At 33.2% G+C, this 19,855-nt stretch carries 12 protein-coding genes, 3 tRNA genes and 1 pseudogene; 9 read left to right on the top strand and 7 right to left on the bottom strand.

Going from position 1 to position 19,855, the window contains the following annotated elements:
• Window positions 1-213: 213 nt before the first annotated feature.
• Window positions 214-1,710 carry an NAD(P)H-hydrate dehydratase gene (locus C0512_RS09265; RefSeq protein ID WP_290860843.1) on the top strand — a complete coding sequence of 499 codons (1,497 nt, stop codon included), beginning with the start codon at window positions 214-216 and terminating at the stop codon, window positions 1,708-1,710.
• Between the two features lie 32 nt (window positions 1,711-1,742).
• Here the strand turns inward: C0512_RS09265 and C0512_RS09260 are convergent, their stop codons facing one another.
• Entirely contained in the window at window positions 1,743-3,122 is a 1,380-nt protein-coding gene (locus tag C0512_RS09260; protein ID WP_290860841.1) for a TlpA disulfide reductase family protein, read from the bottom strand.
• A gap of 119 nt (window positions 3,123-3,241) precedes the next feature.
• Between C0512_RS09260 and hutH the strand changes: the two genes are divergently transcribed.
• Entirely contained in the window at window positions 3,242-4,738 is a 1,497-nt protein-coding gene (gene hutH, locus C0512_RS09255; protein WP_290860839.1) for a histidine ammonia-lyase, read from the top strand.
• Between the two features lie 38 nt (window positions 4,739-4,776).
• Here the strand turns inward: hutH and rimK are convergent, their stop codons facing one another.
• Together rimK and C0512_RS09245 are read right to left on the bottom strand one after the other, a co-directional pair.
• Complete coding sequence (gene rimK, locus C0512_RS09250) at window positions 4,777-6,147, bottom strand: 30S ribosomal protein S6--L-glutamate ligase (RefSeq protein WP_290860837.1); 1,371 nt, start codon at window positions 6,145-6,147, stop codon at window positions 4,777-4,779.
• A 92-nt stretch (window positions 6,148-6,239) separates the two neighbouring features.
• Window positions 6,240-8,789 (bottom strand): ATP-dependent Clp protease ATP-binding subunit, encoded by a 2,550-nt coding sequence (locus C0512_RS09245; protein ID WP_290860835.1) that lies wholly within the window; start codon window positions 8,787-8,789, stop codon window positions 6,240-6,242.
• A 257-nt stretch (window positions 8,790-9,046) separates the two neighbouring features.
• On the opposite strand from C0512_RS09245, the gene gyrA reads away from it, so the two are divergent.
• Both gyrA and C0512_RS09235 read left to right on the top strand, forming a co-directional pair.
• Window positions 9,047-11,602, top strand: coding sequence for a DNA gyrase subunit A (gene gyrA / locus C0512_RS09240; RefSeq protein ID WP_290860833.1), 2,556 nt, complete (start codon window positions 9,047-9,049; stop codon window positions 11,600-11,602).
• A gap of 35 nt (window positions 11,603-11,637) precedes the next feature.
• Window positions 11,638-12,924 (top strand): hypothetical protein, encoded by a 1,287-nt coding sequence (locus C0512_RS09235; RefSeq protein WP_290860831.1) that lies wholly within the window; start codon window positions 11,638-11,640, stop codon window positions 12,922-12,924.
• Window positions 12,925-12,982: 58 nt separating this feature from the next.
• Here the strand turns inward: C0512_RS09235 and C0512_RS09230 are convergent, their stop codons facing one another.
• Window positions 12,983-13,744, bottom strand: coding sequence for a C40 family peptidase (locus tag C0512_RS09230; RefSeq protein ID WP_290860829.1), 762 nt, complete (start codon window positions 13,742-13,744; stop codon window positions 12,983-12,985).
• A 22-nt stretch (window positions 13,745-13,766) separates the two neighbouring features.
• Entirely contained in the window at window positions 13,767-14,951 is a 1,185-nt protein-coding gene (locus C0512_RS09225) for an acetyl-CoA C-acyltransferase (RefSeq protein ID WP_290860827.1), read from the bottom strand.
• 294 nt (window positions 14,952-15,245) lie between these two features.
• Between C0512_RS09225 and C0512_RS09220 the strand changes: the two genes are divergently transcribed.
• From C0512_RS09220 to C0512_RS09210, 3 genes are all read left to right on the top strand, one after another.
• Window positions 15,246-15,329 (top strand) — tRNA-Ser (locus tag C0512_RS09220).
• Between the two features lie 7 nt (window positions 15,330-15,336).
• Window positions 15,337-15,411 (top strand) — tRNA-Pro (locus C0512_RS09215).
• A gap of 5 nt (window positions 15,412-15,416) precedes the next feature.
• Window positions 15,417-15,490, top strand: a tRNA-Arg gene (locus tag C0512_RS09210).
• Window positions 15,491-15,642: 152 nt separating this feature from the next.
• Here C0512_RS09210 and C0512_RS09205 read toward each other — a convergent pair.
• Window positions 15,643-18,021: a DUF4397 domain-containing protein gene (locus C0512_RS09205; protein WP_290860825.1), complete on the bottom strand. Its 2,379-nt coding sequence runs from the start codon at window positions 18,019-18,021 to the stop codon at window positions 15,643-15,645.
• Between the two features lie 429 nt (window positions 18,022-18,450).
• Between C0512_RS09205 and C0512_RS09200 the strand changes: the two genes are divergently transcribed.
• Together C0512_RS09200 and C0512_RS09195 are read left to right on the top strand one after the other, a co-directional pair.
• On the top strand, window positions 18,451-18,939 hold the full coding sequence (locus tag C0512_RS09200; RefSeq protein WP_290860823.1) for a hypothetical protein: 489 nt from the start codon (window positions 18,451-18,453) through the stop codon (window positions 18,937-18,939).
• Between the two features lie 35 nt (window positions 18,940-18,974).
• On the top strand, window positions 18,975-19,619 hold the full coding sequence (locus tag C0512_RS09195) for a M15 family metallopeptidase (protein WP_290860821.1): 645 nt from the start codon (window positions 18,975-18,977) through the stop codon (window positions 19,617-19,619).
• A 1-nt stretch (window position 19,620) separates the two neighbouring features.
• Here the strand turns inward: C0512_RS09195 and C0512_RS09190 are convergent.
• Window positions 19,621-19,855 (bottom strand): annotated as a pseudogene (locus tag C0512_RS09190) (hypothetical protein); the annotation flags it as partial.

Below are 19,855 nucleotides of genomic sequence, written 5' to 3'. Positions count from 1 at the left end.
ATGTGGATGATATGTAAAAATTATACCCCGAATGGGGTTGTAGTTGTAGTTGATGTACCAAATGAAAACCCGTTCAACGAATTGAATAATGGGAATAAATAATTTATGTTCTTTTGTGATTTCATCTGAAACAAATGTAATAAATTTACATACATAAATATAAAAATACAAACTTTTACGAATACTTCAAAAAATCACTAATTCTACTGACAGATGAAAATTTTTGACGCCAAAAACATCAAGCTGATTGATAAATTGACAATCAATAAGCAACAAATAAACTCGTTAGATTTGATGGAACGTGCTGCTTTACAAGCTTTTTTATGGATTGTAAATCATTTTCATGAAAAAAAAACAGTGTTTCATATTTTTTGTGGCGTAGGTAATAATGGTGGTGATGGTCTTGTTATTGCAAGAATGTTGAAACAAAATTATTTTGATGTTCATGTTTATATAGTTCCTTTCAGCGACAAGTTTTCAGTTGATTTTGATTCAAATTTAGAGAGATTAAAAGAATGTAATTTAACTTACGATGTAATAAATGAAACTGCTGTTTTTCCTGATATTTCAGAAAATCATATTATTATTGATGCTATTTTTGGTATAGGATTGACGCACGAAATGGATTTGTGGATACAGAAAATTATTCAAAAAATAAATTACCATCAATCTTTTACTATTTCAATTGATGTTCCTTCCGGATTATTTTTAGAAAAGAAGACAATTCTAGCCATACATTCAGATGTTGTTTTAACATTTCAGTTTCCAAAACTTGCTTTTTTCTTACCTGATAATGAGCATTTTGTTTCTGAAATAGTAATTTTAGACATAGAATGGGATTATCATGTGATGGATGATATTGCCACACATTTCTTTTATTCTGATTTAGTAGAAATTAAGAAAAGATATAATCCAGTTGGAAAGTTTTCTCATAAAGGAACTCAAGGACATGCCTTATTAATAGGCGGTTGTTTTGGAAAAATGGGAACAATGGTATTAGCTTCACAAGCAGCATTGCGATCCGGTTGTGGTTTGGCAACTGTTTTAATTCCCAAATGTGGTTATGAAATTTTACAAACCTCCTCACCTGAAGTTATGGTAATAACCGACACAAATTATCATAAAATCACCTCAATAAATTTTGATTTTGCACCTAAAGCTATAGGTATCGGAATGGGTATAGGTCAAGATTTAGATACTCAGATTGCATTTCATTCTTTTTTGCTTTCTAATAAATTGCCTTTAGTAATAGATGCAGATGCATTAAATATTTTATCTGATAATCTAGAATGGATTGATTTAGTGCCTAAAAATTCAATTTTAACACCCCATCCAAAAGAACTAGAACGGTTAATTGGTTCTTGGCAAGATGATTTTGAAAAAATTGAGAAAACTATCAATTTTGCTCAGAAATATCATTTGGTTATTTTAATTAAAGGAGCTTATACCTTAATTATTGATGAAAAGAATGTTTATATAAACCCGACAGGAAATCAAGCACTTGCAACTGGTGGTAGTGGAGATGTATTAGCGGGAATGATTACAAGTTTACGAGCTCAAGGATATCAATCAGTTGATGCCGCTTTATTAGGCGTTTATCTTCATGGGAAAACTGCTGATTTAGCTGTTAAAGAGATGGGTTATGAAGGATTTATTGCTTCGGATATTATTAAATATTTAGGAAAAGCTTTTTTAGAGTTGAAAAATTAAATAGTTCCAAAAAAGTCCGAAAGGTTTAAAAACTAAAATCCATTTTCCTTCAATAATTCTTTCAATTTAACATCAGAAGGTCTTGGAGCATCAGCATTTATAATTTTACCTTCTGTATCGATTAGGATAAATCTCGGGATTCCGTCGATGGCATAATTTTTCACAAAATCAGATTTCCAATCGTTATCGGCAAACAATTGAACACCTTTTAACTCTTTATCGGCAACCATTTTTTTCCATTTTTCTATATCTTTTTTATCGTCAATGGAAATGCTGACAAACTCGATGTTTTTTCCGTGGTATTCTTTTTCAACTTCTTTTAAAGCCGGAATTTCTGCAATACAAGGTCCGCACCAAGTGGCCCAAACATCAATGTAAACAAATTTCCCTTTCAAACTTTCCAAAGAAGTTTTGCCGCCATTTATATTTTCATAATTAAAAGAAGGAGAAGGTGAGCCTTTGACTATTTTTTTTAATATTTTGTATTTTTGTGTAAGTTCTTCATTAAAGGTAGAATCAATAGAATTAGCCATGATACCTTTATAAATTTTATTTATATCTTGAGCAGATAAATTTAATTCGTAAAGCATATTTTTAGTTAGTTCGCTTCGAATGATTTCGCTTTTAATTGTTTTTAATTTTTCCATTCCTTTATCGAAAGGTGTTTTGTCTTCTGTTTGCGTTGCGTACATGATGCGTTGAAATATCCCGCTGATTAAACCTCTATAGGCATAGGAATGTTTAAAAATTTCTTCATCATTCATATCAAAATCATCACCTGCTTTTGGAAAATCATCGCTTGCTTTAAACTCTCTATTTTCGATAGCATAACCATGATAAGGGGAATATTGTTCGTAATATTTTAAACATAAAATGTCAATTTCTTTTTTTTCATTGGTCACAAATTTTTGATTTTTAATAGTAGAAGATTCCAGCTTTTCAAGAATACTTTTTTTGAGATTTTCTATTTTTTTAATGAATGTTTTTTCATCGACACTGTATATTTTGATAATGCTATCAAAATTGGATTGAATACCTAGTTTTGATTCAATCACTTTATTTTTTTGAATCAAATAATTGTTTTCATCTTGGCCGTTGCCACTATATTTCATAGCATTTATAAAATCATCCGCATTTGTTTCAAATTCTAAGTTGAACCCTTTTTCTAAATAAATATAATATGATTTTTCATCGCTCAATAGTAGATAATACATACCGTCATACGGAAGGTCTAGTGTGTCGGTAAAAGTTCCATTATTTTCAATTGAAATTTTCTTAGAAAAGTTAACACCTTCCAGTTCAATTTCTTTTGCATCAGTTCCCTTAATTTTTCCGGTTAAAAGAGTAAATGGTTCATTTTCTTGGCAAGAAATTAAAATAATAAAGCTTAGAATTAAAACAATTTGTTTCATAGTTTAGGTGTTATTTCTTCAAAAATAGGAATTCAATTTTAATTGTTATTAAATAATCAATAATTGTTTTGCTTTTATGCAAACGTTTGCGGAATTTTGAAACCTCAATCAATCAATAGATGAATCACCATTATATAAGTTCCGATTTACTTACAATAGAGTCCATAAACGAAATTTTACTTGAACATAAACTTCTCGCTTTATCAGAAGAAGCCAAAGTTAATATTCAAAAATGCCGTGATTATTTAGATGTAAAAATGCAATCGCAAACGGATCCGATTTATGGAATAAATACAGGTTTTGGATCGTTATGTAATGTGAAAATATCAAACGAAAATCTTTCACAACTTCAAGAAAACCTTGTGAAATCACACGCTTGTGGTACGGGTGAAGAAGTACCAAATGCGATTGTTAAGTTGATGTTGTTACTCAAAATTCAATCGTTGAGTTACGGACATTCAGGAGTACAATTAGAAACGGTGGAACGTTTGATTGAGTTTTATAATCACGATATTTTACCGGTAATTTATACGCAAGGTTCATTAGGAGCTTCCGGAGATTTGGCTCCATTAGCTCATTTGAGTTTACCTTTATTAGGGGAAGGAGAAGTTTATTTTGAAGGTGAAAAAGTGCATTCTAAAAAAGTTTTAGCACATTTTGGATGGATTCCAATTGTTTTACAATCTAAAGAAGGTTTGGCATTGTTGAATGGCACCCAGTTTATGAGTGCTTATGGTGTTTATGTTTTATTGAAATCTTATAAATTATCCTATTTAGCTGACTTAATCGGAACTATTTCGTTGGAAGGTTTTGATGGAAGAATTGATCCTTTTAACGAATTAATTCACTTGGTTCGACCGCACAAAGGTCAAATTGAAACGGCTCAACGAATCACTGAATTTTTGGAAGGTAGTGAGATAATTAAACAATATAAAACACACGTTCAAGACCCCTATTCATTTCGTTGCATGCCACAAGTTCATGGAGCTTCCAAAGATGCAATGGATTATGCACGACGCGTATTTAAAACCGAAATCAATTCAGTTACAGATAACCCAAACATATTTATTGGTGAAGATTTAATTGTTTCCGGCGGAAATTTTCATGGACAACCGTTGGCGTTAGCCTTAGATTTTTTAGGTATAGCTTTGGCAGAATTGGGAAGTATTTCCGAAAGAAGAACATATCAATTAATTTCAGGTCTTCGAGGTTTACCGGCTTTTTTAGTAGACAATCCGGGATTAAATTCCGGTTTTATGATTCCGCAATATACTGCAGCTAGCATTGTTAGTCAGAACAAACAATTAGCCACTCCTGCCAGTATTGATAGCATCGTTTCCAGTAATGGTCAAGAAGATCATGTAAGTATGGGAGCGAATGCAGCGACCAAATGTTTAAAAATAGCGGAAAATTTGGAACGTATTTTAGCTATCGAATTAATGAATGCTTCACAAGCTATTGATTTTAGAAGACCATTGAAATCGAGTAATTTTATTGAGTTGTTTTTGAAATCGTATCGTTCAGAGGTTCCTTTTGTAAAAGAAGATCGAATTTTGCATTATGATATTGAAAACTCGATTACTTTTTTGAAAAGTTTTGAGATTGAGATGGAATAAAATATATCCCAAAAGCTTTTTAACTTTTGGGATTTATTTTATTTTAACTTAAAATTCTTCTCAATCGCTTTAATCATTTCGCCGGCAATATCCTTGTTCGTCGCACCTTCAATCCCTTCTAAACCGGGAGAGGAATTTACTTCTAATAAAAGCGGTCCTTTACTCGAGCGAATAATATCGACTCCGGCTACTTTTAATCCCATGGCTTTAGCAGCTTTTACCGCAATAATTTTTTCTTCTTTAGTTGGTTTAATAACAGAGGCCGTTCCACCCAAATGAATATTAGCTCTGAATTCACCAGCCAATGCTTCCCGTTGAATGGTGGCAACTACTTTTCCGTCAATCACAAACAATCGCAAATCTTTCCCGTTGGCTTCTTTGATAAATTCTTGCACTAAAATATTCGCATTCAGGCTTTTAAAAGCATTAATTACACTTTCTGCTGCTTTTTTGGTCTCGGCTAAAACAACTCCTTTTCCTTGTGTTCCTTCTAAAAGTTTAACAATCAAAGGAGTTCCACCAACCATTTTTATCAAATCATCGGTATCTAAAGGAGAATTGGCAAAACCCGTTGTAGGAATATCAATTCCATTATTTAATAACAATTGCAACGAATATAATTTATCTCGTGATTGCGTAATTGCAGCCGAAGAATTCAAACAAAAAATTTTCAATGCTTCAAATTGGCGGGTTAATGCACAACCATAAAACGTAATATTGGGACGTATTCTCGGAATTACAGCATCCAATTCATTTAAAATTTTTCCGCCTCTATAATGAATTTCGGGTGTGTCGGCATCTAATTTCATATAACATTCTTTGATGTTTAAAAATTGCATTTCATGACCACGGCGTTCACCGGCTTCCATGATTCGTTTGTTACTGTATAATTCAGGATTACTGGCTAATAATCCGATTCGGAGTCCGCTTTTTTCTTTTAAAACATCCGGATATAAATCTTTTAATTTATCGGTAGAATTATCCCCTAATAAATATTTTCGTTCCGGGTCGACCATTGCTCGTCCACTCATGGCTTCACGACCCAATAACATTCGGAAACCCATGGAATCTCGATTTGTTAAAGTCATTTCGATGGTCCAACTGGATTCGCCTAATTGTAATTGGGATTGAATTACAAAACGCTGTTCACGAAATCCACTCGAACTTTTTACTATACGTTTATCGATTAACAGTGCTTGACAATGAATAATGGTTTTGACATTGTTTTGAATAGGATTAATGTCAAATTTTACCCAATGCTCTCCGTCTTTAATAAACGGGCTGATGTTGATGGCATGAAGTGCAGAAGTTTTTGCACCGGAATCCACTCGAGCTTTAATGGTTGGTATACCTAATTCAGGAAAGGAACACCATTCTTCGCTACCTAAAATTAATTTGTTATCTAACATGATTTTGATTGATGATGATATAAAAAAAGCCACGAATTCAGAATTAAAAATAGTTATAATTCATGAATTCGTGGCTTAAAATAAAATTACTTTTAACTCGTTGGTTTTTCTGCTTTTTTAACTTTCACATTTAATTCTTGTGCATCATCCTCAATATCCATAAAAATTTCATCTCCATCTCCAATTTTTGAAGTGATAATTTCCTCTGCTAAAGAATCTTCAACATATTTTTGAATGGCTCTTTTTAAAGGGCGAGCTCCAAATTGCTTGTCAAAACCTTTTTCAGCAATAAATGCTTTGGCTTTATCTGTTAAAGTCAAGGAATAACCTAAATCTTTTATACGAGAGTATAATTTTTTTAATTCAATTTCGATAATTAAATTAATATCTTCTTTTTCTAAAGCATTGAAAACAATGACATCATCAATACGATTCAAAAATTCGGGAGCAAATGTTTTCTTCAAGGCATTTTCAACGACACTTTTAGAATGCTCATCCGCTTGGGAAACTTTTGCAGCAGTTCCAAATCCAACTCCTTGTCCAAAATCTTTCAATTGACGTGCTCCAACATTGGATGTCATGATGATAATCGTATTTCTAAAATCTATTTTTCGTCCTAAACTATCAGTCATGTAACCATCATCCAAAACCTGAAGCATCATATTAAATACATCCGGATGAGCTTTTTCAATTTCGTCTAATAAAACTACACAATAGGGTTTACGACGAACTTTTTCAGTTAATTGACCGCCTTCTTCATAGCCAACATATCCCGGAGGTGCCCCAACTAATCTGGAAATTGCAAATTTTTCCATGTATTCACTCATGTCAATTCTAACCAATGCATCTTCTGAATCAAAAAGTTCTTTAGCCAAAACTTTTGCTAATTGTGTTTTTCCAACACCGGTTTGACCTAAGAAAATAAACGAACCAATAGGTCGGTTAGGGTCTTTTAGTCCTGCACGATTACGTTGGATTGACCGAGCTACTTTCATGACAGCTTCATTCTGACCAATGACTTTATTTTGAATTAATTCAGGTAAATGGGCCAGTTTATTGCTTTCTGTTTGAGCAATTCGGTTAACAGGAATTCCGGTCATCATGGAAACAACATCGGCAACATTATCTTCCGTAACCGTTATTCTGTTGTTTTTTGAGTCAACTTCCCATTGTTCTTGAGCAATGGCTAGTTCTTTTTCGATTCGTTTTTCGTCATCGCGAAGTTTTGCAGCTTCCTCATATTTTTGCTTTTTAACGACAGTATTTTTTAATTCCCGAACATCCTCTAGTTGTTTTTCCAATTCTAAAATTTGTTTTGGAACTTCAATATTAGTTATGTGTACACGAGAACCGGCTTCATCTAATGCATCAATTGCTTTGTCCGGTAAAAATCGATCAGACATGTAACGACTGGTTAATTTTACACAGGCATCAATGGCTTCCGGCGTATAAGTCACACTATGATGATCTTCATATTTACCTTTGATATTATTTAAAATGGTAATGGTTTCCTCAATTGAAGTTGGTTCAACAATCACTTTTTGAAAACGACGTTCTAAAGCACCATCTTTTTCAATATACTGACGGTATTCATCTAAAGTTGTAGCACCTATACATTGTATTTCACCTCTTGCCAAAGCTGGTTTGAACATGTTTGAGGCGTCTAACGAACCTGTTGCTCCACCAGCACCAACAATTGTATGAATTTCATCTATAAACAGAATGATATCGTCGTTTTTTTCTAATTCATTCATGACGGCTTTCATCCGTTCTTCAAACTGACCGCGGTATTTTGTTCCGGCAACTAAGCTTGCTAAATCAAGCGTAACAACTCTTTTGTTAAATAAAATACGAGAAACTTTCTTTTGAATAATTCGCAAGGCTAAACCTTCAGCAATGGCCGATTTACCTACACCCGGTTCACCAATTAAAAGCGGATTATTTTTCTTTCTTCTGCTTAAAATTTGTGAAACACGTTCGATTTCTTTTTCACGTCCAACTACAGGATCTAGTTTTCCTTCTTCGGCCATTTCTGTTAAATCACGTCCAAAATTATCTAACACAGGGGTTTTAGATTTTTTGTTGGTTTTACTTGCCGGGTTATTAAAACTACCTTCTTTTAAACTGTCATCTTGTCCGGAATCATCATTAAACGATTCGTTTTTTGGGAAGCTGTCAGTATACTCGTCTTCGTTGTTATTTGGTATCATATTCAGATATTGTTCTTTAGCTGAGTCGTAGTCGATTTTCAGCTTGTTTAATAATTTAGTTGTAGGATCATTCTCGTTCCTTAAAATACAAAGCAAAAGATGTGCCGTACTGATAGATGAACTTTGATAAACTTTTGCTTCTAAAAAAGTTGTTTTTAAAGCCCGTTCTGCCTGACGGGTGAGATGTAAGTTTTTCTTTTCGTTTCCGGCTTCAGCATTTGGATTTGGCGGACTCAATATTTCAACTTTCTTTCGCAAATAATCTAAATCAATATCTAAATTATTTAAAATTGTAATTGCTTTACCGTTGCCATCTCTCAAAATCCCTAACATTAAATGCTCTGTTCCAATAAAGTCATGACCTAATCGTAAGGCTTCTTCTTTACTGTAAGTAATGACATCTTTGACTCTTGGAGAAAAATTATCGTCCATTGCGTATATTTTAATAGGTAAATTTAGTAAATATGATTGGCAAAAGCAAAAATCATTCCGATGCCTATCTAATGTCAGCTAATTGACAAAAAAAAGTTAATAATAAAAGTTAAAGTAGCGTATAATTATTAACTAAAAAACACCTTCATTTTGTTAATAAATCATTGAAATTACTTTACTGATTTGCTTTAAAAAAGCATGGAAATTCGTATATTAGCACGTTTTGAAATAACTATAATTTTAATATATAAATACTTATGTCTGAAGGAGAAAAGTTAATTCCTATTAACATCGAAGACGAAATGAAATCAGCTTATATCGATTATTCGATGTCGGTTATTGTGTCACGTGCTTTGCCGGATGTTAGAGATGGTTTGAAACCAGTACACCGTAGAGTTCTTTACGGAATGTATGATTTAGGAGTTTTTTCGAATAGAGCTCACAAAAAATCCGCTAGAATAGTTGGAGAAGTTTTAGGTAAATATCACCCACACGGCGATACATCGGTTTATGATGCTATGGTTCGTATGGCTCAGGAATGGAGTTTGCGTTATTTGTTAGTTGATGGTCAAGGTAATTTTGGTTCAGTAGATGGTGACAGCCCTGCAGCAATGCGATATACTGAAGCCAGAATGCAAAAAATTTCGGAAGAAATTATGGCTGATATCGAAAAAGAAACTGTTGATTTTCAATTAAACTTTGACGATACGTTATATGAACCTAAAGTTATGCCTACAAAAGTTCCAAATCTTTTGATTAATGGAGCTTCCGGTATAGCAGTAGGTATGGCAACCAATATGCCTCCACATAATTTAACCGAGGTTGTCAATGGAACGTTAGCTTATATCGACAATACGGAAATTGAAATTGATGAATTAATGGATTACATCAAAGCTCCGGATTTTCCAACAGGCGGGATTATCTATGGCTATGATGGTGTTCGTGAGGCATTCAAAACTGGTCGTGGACGTATCGTTATGCGTGCTAAAACAGGTTTCGAAGAAAGTAACGGTAGAGAAGCTATCATCGTAACTGAAATTCCATATCAGGTCAATAAGGCGGATATGATTAAAAAAACAGCCGATTTAGTTAACGATAAGAAAATTGAAGGTATTTCAAACATTCGAGATGAATCGGATAGAAATGGTATGCGAATCGTTTATGAATTAAAACGAGATGCGGTTCCAAATGTCGTTTTAAATACACTATATAAATATACACAATTACAATCTTCGTTTAGTGTAAACAATATTGCATTGGTAAACGGTCGTCCTCAAATGTTGAATTTGAAAGAATTGATTCACTATTTTGTGGAACACCGTCATGATGTTGTTGTTCGAAGAGCAAAATTTGATTTGCGTAAAGCAGAAGAAAGAGCTCATATACTTGAGGGTTTAATTATTGCATCTGATAATATAGATGAAGTAATTGCTTTGATTCGTAGTTCAAAAGACGGAGACGAAGCCAGAACAAAGTTAATTGAGCGTTTTTCACTTTCTGAAATTCAAGCACGAGCAATTGTTGAAATGCGTTTGCGTCAACTTACCGGTCTTGAGCAAGATAAATTGCGTGCCGAGTACGAAGAAATCATGAAATTGATTACTCACTTAAGAGAATTATTAGCTAATAAAGATTTGAGAATGCAAGTTATCAAAGATGAGTTAGTTGAAATTCGTGATAAATATGGTGACGAAAGACGTTCGGTTATTGAATATTCAGGTGGAGATGTTAGTATTGAAGATTTAATAGCCGATGAAAATGTAGTAATTACAATTTCTCATGCCGGTTATATTAAACGTACAAACTTATCTGAATACAAAATACAAAATAGAGGAGGAGTTGGTCAAAAAAGTGCCGGTACAAGAGATCAAGATTTCTTAGAGCATTTATTTGTAGCCACAAACCACCAATATATGTTATTCTTTACTCAAAAAGGAAAATGTTTCTGGATGCGGGTTTATGAAATTCCGGAAGGAAGTAAAACTTCTAAAGGAAGAGCTATTCAAAACTTAATCAACATCGAAAATGATGATAAAGTTAAAGCGTTCATTTGTACCCAAGACTTGAAGAATGAAGAATATATAAATAGTCATTATGTGATTATGGCAACTAAACAAGGTCAAGTTAAAAAGACGTTGTTGGAGCAATATTCTAGACCAAGACAAAATGGTATTGCGGCTATTACTATTAAGGAAGATGATGAATTGTTAGAAGCAAAATTAACCAACGGAAAAAGCCAGATTTTAGTGGCTGTAAAATCCGGAAAGTTAGTTCGATTTGAAGAAAGCAAAACTCGTCCGATGGGAAGAAATGCATCCGGTGTTCGTGGAATTACTTTAGCAGACGATAAAGATGAAGTAATTGGCATGGTTTCTGTAAATGATATGAGCAGTGAAATATTGGTTGTTTCTGAAAATGGTTACGGAAAACGTTCTTCATTAGAAGATTATAGAATTACGAACCGCGGTGGTAAAGGAGTGAAAACGCTTAATATTACTGATAAAACAGGACGATTAGTTTCTATTAATAGTGTTACGGATGCTGATGATTTAATGATTATCAACAAATCTGGATTGACTATCAGAATGGAAGTTTCTGATTTAAGAGTAATGGGAAGAGCCACACAAGGTGTTCGATTAATCAACATCAAAGGAAATGATTCTATTGCTGCAGTAACCAAAGTTATGAAAGAAGAAGCTGTGGAAGAAGTTGAATTTGAAGATGTAACAGCTGCCGTTTTAAACAGTGATTCAACAACAGAAACAACTGATTTTGACGATGACAGTGATGAAACAACAGAAGAAAACGAATAAAACCAAGAATAAATATTAATTAAATTTGATTTACCATGAAAAGTAGATACATCATTCCAGCCTTTGCTTTGATGTTAAGTTTGAGTACAATGGCTCAAAAAGATCAATTAAAAGCGTTGGAAAAAGCAACAAAAAATTATGAAACAACAGCAGTTAAAAATGCATTAGCCGCTGCAGAAGCTGTCATAGCATCAGCACCGGATGCAGAAAAAGCACATTTTTATTTTCTGAAAGGGAATGCTTTATTAGAACTTTCAAACCACAATGTCGAATCAGGAAATAATTTGATTTTAGCAGCAAAATCTTATCAAGATCTTATTGCATTAGAAAAATCAATGGGAAAATCTAAGTATACTTCTCAAGCAGAAGCATCTTTAGCAACTGTTCGCGATAATTTGGTAAATTCTGCCATTGCTGATAACAAAGCTGACAAATACAAAGAAGGTACAGAGAAATTATACCAAGCTTATAGAATTAGTCCAAAAGACACGGTTTATTTGTATTATGCAGCAAACGGAGCTATCAGAACAAAAGATTATGATACGGCAATCGAGTATTTAAAACAATTGAAAGATTTAAATTATACCGGAAAGGCCACAGAATATTTTGCAACTGATAAAGCTACAAAAGCAGAAACTTCCTTTGGAACCAAAGCTGAAAGAGATTTATATATTAAAGCCGGGACTCATGAAAAACCAAGAGAAGAAAAAGTTCCATCTGTAAGAGGTGAAGTATACAGAAATTACTCTATTCTTTTGGCTGAAAAAGGTCAAGTTGACAAAGCTTTGCTTGAAATACAAGCAGCCAGAAAACTTTATCCTAATGATATGGACTTTGTTTTGATTGAAGCTGATTTTTATAGCAGAAAAGGCGATGTTGAAAATTATGTTAGAATTATAAAAGAAGCTTCTGATAAAAATCCAAAAGATGCAGATTTGGTATATAATTTAGGTGTTGCTTATACAAAAATGAACAATGAAGTGGAAGCAACAAAATATTTCAAAAAAACAATTGAAATGAAACCAGATTATGTTAATGCATATATCAATTTAGCAAATTTTAAAATTGATGAGCAGTCCAGGATATTTGAGGAAATGAATAGTTTAGGCAATTCATCTGCTGAAAATAAAAAATACAACGAGTTGATGGATAAAAAGAATAAATTGCTGGAAGAGGCTCTACCTTATCTTGAAACTGCATTAACTTATAAACCTAATAACTTAGATATTTTAACTTTGATGACCCAAATTTATCCAACTTTAGGAATGGATGATAAATATAAAGAAACTAAAGCTAAAATAGAATCGATTAAAGCACAATAACGAAAGAAATCTAATAATAAATACCCCCAAAAAGTCAATACTATTTTGGGGTATTTTTTTAGATAATTTTCTTAATAACTCTTAATTTATGAGTATGTCGATTAGTTTCAGCATTATAAATTCCTAAATGATCTAAACGGTCAATTCGAACTTTACCACTCGCATGAATGATATAATTGTCATGCATAATGATGCCAACGTGAATTATTTTTCCTTCTTCATTATCAAAAAAGGCTAGGTCACCAGGTTCACTTTCTTCAATAAAACTTAAAGCTTCTCCTTGTGTGGCTTGTTGTGAAGCGTCTCTTAATAATTTATAGCCGTTAAGTTTATATACCATTTGTGTAAAACCTGAACAGTCAATACCAAAAGGTGTCTTGCCTCCCCATAAATAAGGAGAATTCAAATACATGAAAGCGGTTTTTAATAATTCGGATTTAGGTTTTACACCCGTTGCCTTCATTCCTTCAAATTCGTGATTGTATTTGTTTATTCCTTCATGATTTAAAAAAGTTAGTGAAGCCCCTAGTGGTACTGGCATCAATAAATTTGTATCACTGGTAATATATTCGACTAAATCATTGTTGAGTATTTGTAAACTGCCTGAAATTTCATTAAAATCCATTTCAGATATAATTTGGCATTGTTTTGAATCAATCCATCCTTGATATCCATCAAACTCTAAACGTATCTTAAACCATTGCTTAAGTTGCTCTAGTATCTCAAAATGCTCACCAAACAAAACTTGCGACACTTGTTCGCTTCGATCGTTAGGTTCAATTCGTAGAGGTATGATAGCAAGATTACAGATTCCGTACATGAATTTGGGGCTATTTCAAGTGTTAAGATGCTCTTTCAATTACAACTGCTGAAGCACCACCGCCACCGTTACAAATAGCCGCAGCACCTATTTTTGAATTGTTTTGTTGTAAAATATTTAGTAAAGTAACAATTATTCTTGCACCCGAACAACCTAACGGATGCCCTAAGGAAACTGCACCTCCATTTACATTAATTTTTGATTCGTTTAATCCAAGTAATTGTGCGTTGGCTAAACCAACAACTGCAAAAGCTTCATTAAATTCAAAAAAATCAACCTCAGAAATTGAAATACCGGCTTTATCTAATGCTTTTGGTAATGCTTTTGCCGGAGCAGTTGTAAACCATTTTGGCTCTTGAGCAGCATCTGCATAACCTCTAACATAAGCTAAGAGTTTTAATCCTAGAGAATTTGCTTTTTCCTCACTCATAATAATCATTGCAGCAGCACCATCATTTATTGTAGAAGCATTGGCAGCTGTTACAGTTCCGTCTTTTGTAAAAACAGCATTTAAACTGGGAATTTTATCCAGTTTTACATTGGTAAACTCTTCATCTTTTGAAATAATAATTGGTTCCCCTCTTCGTTGTGGAACAGCAACCGGAACAATTTCATTGTCAAATTTTCCTTCTGCCCAAGCTTTGGCAGAACGTTCATAGGATTGAATTGCAAAATTATCTTGAGCTTCTCTTGAAATGTTATATTCAGAAGCACATAAATCGGCACAAACGCCCATGGCATTGTTATCATATGCATCGACTAAGCCATCTTTCTGCATTCCATCAATCATTGATGCCGGGCCAAATTTATAGCCGTTTCTTAAATGAACATAATGTGGTATCAAACTCATATTTTCCATTCCTCCAACGACAACTATTTCTGCATCACCACTCTTTATTGCTTGTGCTCCAAGCATAAGAGCTTTCATTCCGGAAGCACAAACTTTATTTACTGTAGTACAAGCAACAGTATTTGGTAATCCTGCTAAAATAGCAGCTTGTCTGGCTGGTGCCTGACCAACTCCGGCTTGCACCACATTACCCATAAACACCTCATCAATCAATTTTGGGTCTAATTTTATTTTAGCTAAAGCACCTTGAATGGCAATTGCTCCTAATTGAGGTGCCGGGACAGTCGATAGTCCTCCCATAAAACTTCCTATTGGAGTTCTCACTGCCGAAACGATAACTATTTTTGTATTATTCATAACCAGATTTAAGTTTGTTTGTTTACGTTGCGAATTTAACCATTTTAAAGCTATTTTATAAACAAAAATGTAAATTTTAAAATTTTTAGATTCAAAAAAATATTGAATCTATTTTTTTATTTAAAAGCACTTTATTTTTTTATATTTAACAACACTTAGTCCTATGTGGTTGACTTTTAACTGATTTTAGAACTTAAATAAAAAAATATCAAAAAAAGAGTTTAAATAGTTGTAAAGTATAGAATGAAAAGTTACATTTGCAACCGCAAAAAAGTTAAGTTCTTTGCAGAATTAGGAGAGGTGCCGGAGTGGTAACGGAGCAGATTGCTAATCTGTCGACGGGTAACTGTCGCCAGGGTTCGAGTCCCTGTCTCTCCGCTTTTTTCGGGGTGTAGCGTAGCCCGGTTATCGCGCCTGCTTTGGGAGCAGGAGGCCGCAGGTTCGAATCCTGCCACCCCGACGAATGGCCCAGTAGCTCAGCTGGATAGAGCAACTGCCTTCTAAGCAGTAGGTCTCAGGTTCGAATCCTGACTGGGTCACAAAAACCATCTGAATTTCAGGTGGTTTTTTGTTTTTATTAATTCATTTATTAGCTAATCTACTTTAAATTCGATTTTAATTTCATGTGTTAATTCTTCAAAAAAAAAGGCCATCATTGCTGATGACCTCTTAAAAACACTAATTAAATTTGTTAATTTTTCAAGAATTTTTGATTAAAATTTACATCATCTAAAGTTACATTTAGTATGTATAAACCATTATTTAAATCACTTATATAAATTGTGTTTGGATTTAAAAATGTTTTAACTTCTCTTCCACTTAAATCATAAATTACAGCTTTAAAATTTTCATAGTCAAATGGAATATCAAGATTCAATTGACTTGATGTTGGATTTGGATAAATAGAAATTTTTGAGCTATTAAAATCTGTAACACTTAATGGAATTTGTGGCAATGGAATTAAATTACCTCCTGAAGCCAACGCAACCCATAATCCAAATGCAGGACCATTACTGTTTACAGCAGGATCTAAGAAACCACTGGCTAATACGGTGATAGCTGCACCATCTAATCCTAAAGTTTGCAAAGGAGCTTGATAAGAAGCAACAGTTACAGTTCCTGTTGCATCACGAACATCTAGCGTAAAATCTAAATTTGGAAGTTCTAAATAACCGTCAAAATCAGTAAATGAGATATCATTTACAATTGTACCCGCCGGAACAGAAGTTTCAACCACGTCAACAGTTGGAGCATCCGGAGAACCGTGATTTACTAACACGTCTGTATTTGCAGAATTTGAAGCAACTTCACGTCCTTGAGCAAAAACATTCAAAGCAAAAGGTTGAGCCGGTGAATATCCTGAAGGAGATACAATTCCATTGGCTACGACAATGTAAGTTTCGTCTGCTGTTAATGTAGCCGTTAAATTGTAAAGGCTTTCTGCAGAAGATGTACTAGTTGACGGAGCAATGTCAATACTTAATTCTACACCAGCCGGAACATCTATAAAAGGTGTAGCAGTTCTGAACGCAAAATCATTTAGAAGTAAATCGTCATTAACATAAACATCAACCAAAGCTGCTGCTAAATCAGGTGAATTGTGAATAACTTGTAAACGAGCTGTTGGTGTTTCCACTAAAGGTAGAGGAATTAATTCACCTCCTGAAGCTAAGGCTACCCATAATCCAAAAGCAGGACCATTACTGTTTACTGCTGGATTTAAGAAGCCACTGGCTATTACGGTGATAGCGTCTGTTTCTAAAAACAGGTCAGCAAGAGGAGCAGAATAAGTTGCTACAGTTGTAGTTCCTGATTGGTCTCTTACATCAATAATATAATTATTTGTAGGTAATTCTAAATAATTAGAAAAACTTCCATAAGAAATATCATTAATAATAGTTCCTGCAGGTATAGAGGTTTCTACAACATCTACTGTCGGTGCGTCAGTTGAACCATGAAATACGATAACATCTGTATTGTCAGCAACAGAAGTGCCTTCTCGGCCTCCAACTAAAACATTTAAACCAAATGGTTGATTTGGAGTGTAACCAGATGTAGAAACAATTCCGTTGGCAACAACAATGTAGGTTTCACTTGGTTCTAAGTTTGTTGTTAAGTTGTATAAACTTTCTGCAGAAGATGTACTGTTTGACGGAGCTATGTCTATGCTAAGAGCAATTACAGCCGGAACATCAATAAAGGGAGTAGCTGTTCTAAAAGCAAAATCATTTAGGAGTAATTCATCGTTTACATAAACATCTACGGTAGATGCAATCATATCCGGAGAATTGTGAATTACTTGTAATCTTGCTGTTGGATTATGAAAAAGAGGAAGCGGAATTAAATTACCTCCTGAAGCCAACGCAACCCATAATCCAAATGCAGGACCATTACTGTTTGCAGAAGGATCTAAGAAACCACTGGCTAATACGGTGATAGCGTCTGTTTCTAAAAACAAATCAGCAAGAGGAGCTGAATAAGTTGCAACACTAGTAGTGCCGGATTGGCCTCGAATTGCTAATACATAATTATCGGTAGGTAATTCTAAATAATTAGAAAAACTTCCATAAGAAATATCATTAATAATAGTTCCAGCGGGAGCAGCTAGTTCAACTACATCAACAGTAGGTGCGTCAGTTGAACCATGCATGACAATGACGTCAGTATTGTTTGCTACACTTGTTCCCTCTCTTCCACCAACTAAAACATTCAAACCAAATGGTTGATTTGGAGAATAACCACTAGAAGATACAATTCCATTGGCAACAACAATATAAGTTTCATCTGCTGTTAATGTAGCCGTTAAATTGTAAAGGCTTTCTGCAGAAGATGTACTGGTTGATGGAGCAACGTCAATACTTAATTCTACTCCAGCCGGAACATCTATAAAAGGTGTTGCGGTTCTGAAAGCAAAATTATTTAGAAGTAAATCGTCATTGACATAAACATCAACCAAAGCGGCTGCTAAATCAGGTGAATTGTGAATTACCTGAAGTCTAGCATTTTGTGCAGACACAACTGAAACAATCAGTAGTGAACACAAAAAGATTAGGTTTGTAATTTTTTTCATTGTTTTATATTTTTTTGTTTAAGAATGTAAAGTTAATAATAAACAAAAATTGATTTAAATAATTTAACTTTTAATTTGCAAATTTTTACATTTTGTTAGTTGCTATAATGTTGAAATACAGTTTAATATTTGTATTTATATTTGTTTTTATTATCTTTTTTGATTCAAAAATTCACATTTGTTTGTTTAATATAAATTCAAATAGTTAAACAAAATTGTATTTGCCTTTTATATTTGAATTATAAAAATCTTTTTTTGAAATTAATTTAATCAAATAAATTTTTTACTCTTAAACGATTTTTTTTACTTTTAAAACGTAATAATATAATTTTAAGCCATAATATATTATCTTTCGGAACTTTTTATAAGTAACTTGTCAGTAGCCCCAAATACTACTCGCAATTTTTTATGCAAAATTAAGGTTGTACTATGTCGCCTGAAGAAAAATTGAATATAATTAACCGTTTAAATGCTCTAGAACTTCAACAGAAAAAAAATCTAGATGAACTAGGAGCTTTAAGAAAATACCTCGAAGAAAATCCGAAACTCGTTGCGAGTTGGCAAGATTTAAACGAGGTAAGTGGCTACTATATTGATAGTTTTTCAAAGGTTGAAGCTTACGAGAATCGTCCAATAAATGATGAAAACAGAAATGTTTTTGTTACCGAAAATCAAGCAAAATCCATCTTAGCAAAAGCTCAACTCAGTCAGCTGCTAAAATCATTTCACAGTGGATGGAATCATCATTTAGCTAATTATGCTATTTTCCCACAAATGAAAGATGGACAATTTTCACCCTATATTGGTATTTCAATACTTCCCCAATTTTTAGCTTTTCGTTCCCGAGAAAAAGCACAGTTATTTTATCAGCAACATCATGAATTGATTCATCAATATTGGGCTGAATTTTTAGACTAACTTCTTTTTGATTATATTTAGTCAAAATTTTGATGATGAATAAGATACTTTTCTTTTTAATTTTTATTTTATTTTCTGGTCTGGGATATAGTCAAGAAAAAATTCCAAAGCAAAATGAGCAACATACTATTCAGGATACAACTTTTGTAAATCTTAAAGATTATTCTACCAATTTTCTTTATGACATGCGGTATGCAACAACATCAAATTTTTTAAAAGAAAAAGTATATGATTGTGCAGAATGTTATTTGCGTTATAAAACTGTGAAAAAATTGATTGAAGTGAATCAAAAGTTTATGGTTTTGGGTTTCCGAATTAAACTTTATGATTGTTATCGCCCGTTAGCCATTCAAAAGAAAATGTGGAAAATTGTTCCCAATCCAATTTACGTTGCTGATCCTAACAAAGGTTCCATTCATAATAGAGGCGGAGCGGTGGATATTACGTTAGTTGATAAAAATGGTTTAGAGTTAGATATGGGAACTACTTTTGATTATTTCGGAAAAGAAGCTTCTCATAATTATACTGATTTACCCGAAAAAGTACTTCAAAACAGAAAATTATTAAAAGAAATTATGGAAAGCTGTTCGTTCAAAGCATTTCAATCAGAATGGTGGCATTACCATTTAATCAGTGATGAGATGGATCCTATTTCAAATTTTAAATGGAATTGTAATTGAATTATTCTACACAATGTAAATAATCAATAAAATAATTTTCGGGTCTGAAGAATTCATTTAAAAGTTCAGATTGCATTTCAGGTTTAATCAGATAATCGACCGTTTCAGTACTATATTTTACCCTCATTAAGTTGACCGGACTTACTTTTAATTCTTCTATAGTGTTTTTAAGAAATAAAAAATTAGCAGATAAAACCCGTACATTTTTATCATCATTTCTAAAGAAAGTTCCGCAA

Source organism: Flavobacterium sp. (assembly GCF_013822155.1).
Classification (GTDB): domain Bacteria; phylum Bacteroidota; class Bacteroidia; order Flavobacteriales; family Flavobacteriaceae; genus Flavobacterium.
Note: the sequence above shows the minus strand (reverse complement) of the source record. Positions and strands in the feature narration are given on the sequence as shown.

Excerpts from the sequence above, each read along its gene's own strand:
- C0512_RS09265 (WP_290860843.1), top strand. The coding sequence starts at position 214 with ATGAAAATTTTTGACGCCAAAAACATCAAGCTGATTGATAAATTGACA.
- C0512_RS09260 (WP_290860841.1), bottom strand. The coding sequence starts at position 3,122 with ATGAAACAAATTGTTTTAATTCTAAGCTTTATTATTTTAATTTCTTGC.
- hutH (WP_290860839.1), top strand. The coding sequence starts at position 3,242 with ATGAATCACCATTATATAAGTTCCGATTTACTTACAATAGAGTCCATA.
- rimK (WP_290860837.1), bottom strand. The coding sequence starts at position 6,147 with ATGTTAGATAACAAATTAATTTTAGGTAGCGAAGAATGGTGTTCCTTT.
- C0512_RS09245 (WP_290860835.1), bottom strand. The coding sequence starts at position 8,789 with ATGGACGATAATTTTTCTCCAAGAGTCAAAGATGTCATTACTTACAGT.
- gyrA (WP_290860833.1), top strand. The coding sequence starts at position 9,047 with ATGTCTGAAGGAGAAAAGTTAATTCCTATTAACATCGAAGACGAAATG.
- C0512_RS09235 (WP_290860831.1), top strand. The coding sequence starts at position 11,638 with ATGAAAAGTAGATACATCATTCCAGCCTTTGCTTTGATGTTAAGTTTG.
- C0512_RS09230 (WP_290860829.1), bottom strand. The coding sequence starts at position 13,744 with ATGTACGGAATCTGTAATCTTGCTATCATACCTCTACGAATTGAACCT.
- C0512_RS09225 (WP_290860827.1), bottom strand. The coding sequence starts at position 14,951 with ATGAATAATACAAAAATAGTTATCGTTTCGGCAGTGAGAACTCCAATA.
- C0512_RS09205 (WP_290860825.1), bottom strand. The coding sequence starts at position 18,021 with ATGAAAAAAATTACAAACCTAATCTTTTTGTGTTCACTACTGATTGTT.
- C0512_RS09200 (WP_290860823.1), top strand. The coding sequence starts at position 18,451 with ATGTCGCCTGAAGAAAAATTGAATATAATTAACCGTTTAAATGCTCTA.
- C0512_RS09195 (WP_290860821.1), top strand. The coding sequence starts at position 18,975 with ATGAATAAGATACTTTTCTTTTTAATTTTTATTTTATTTTCTGGTCTG.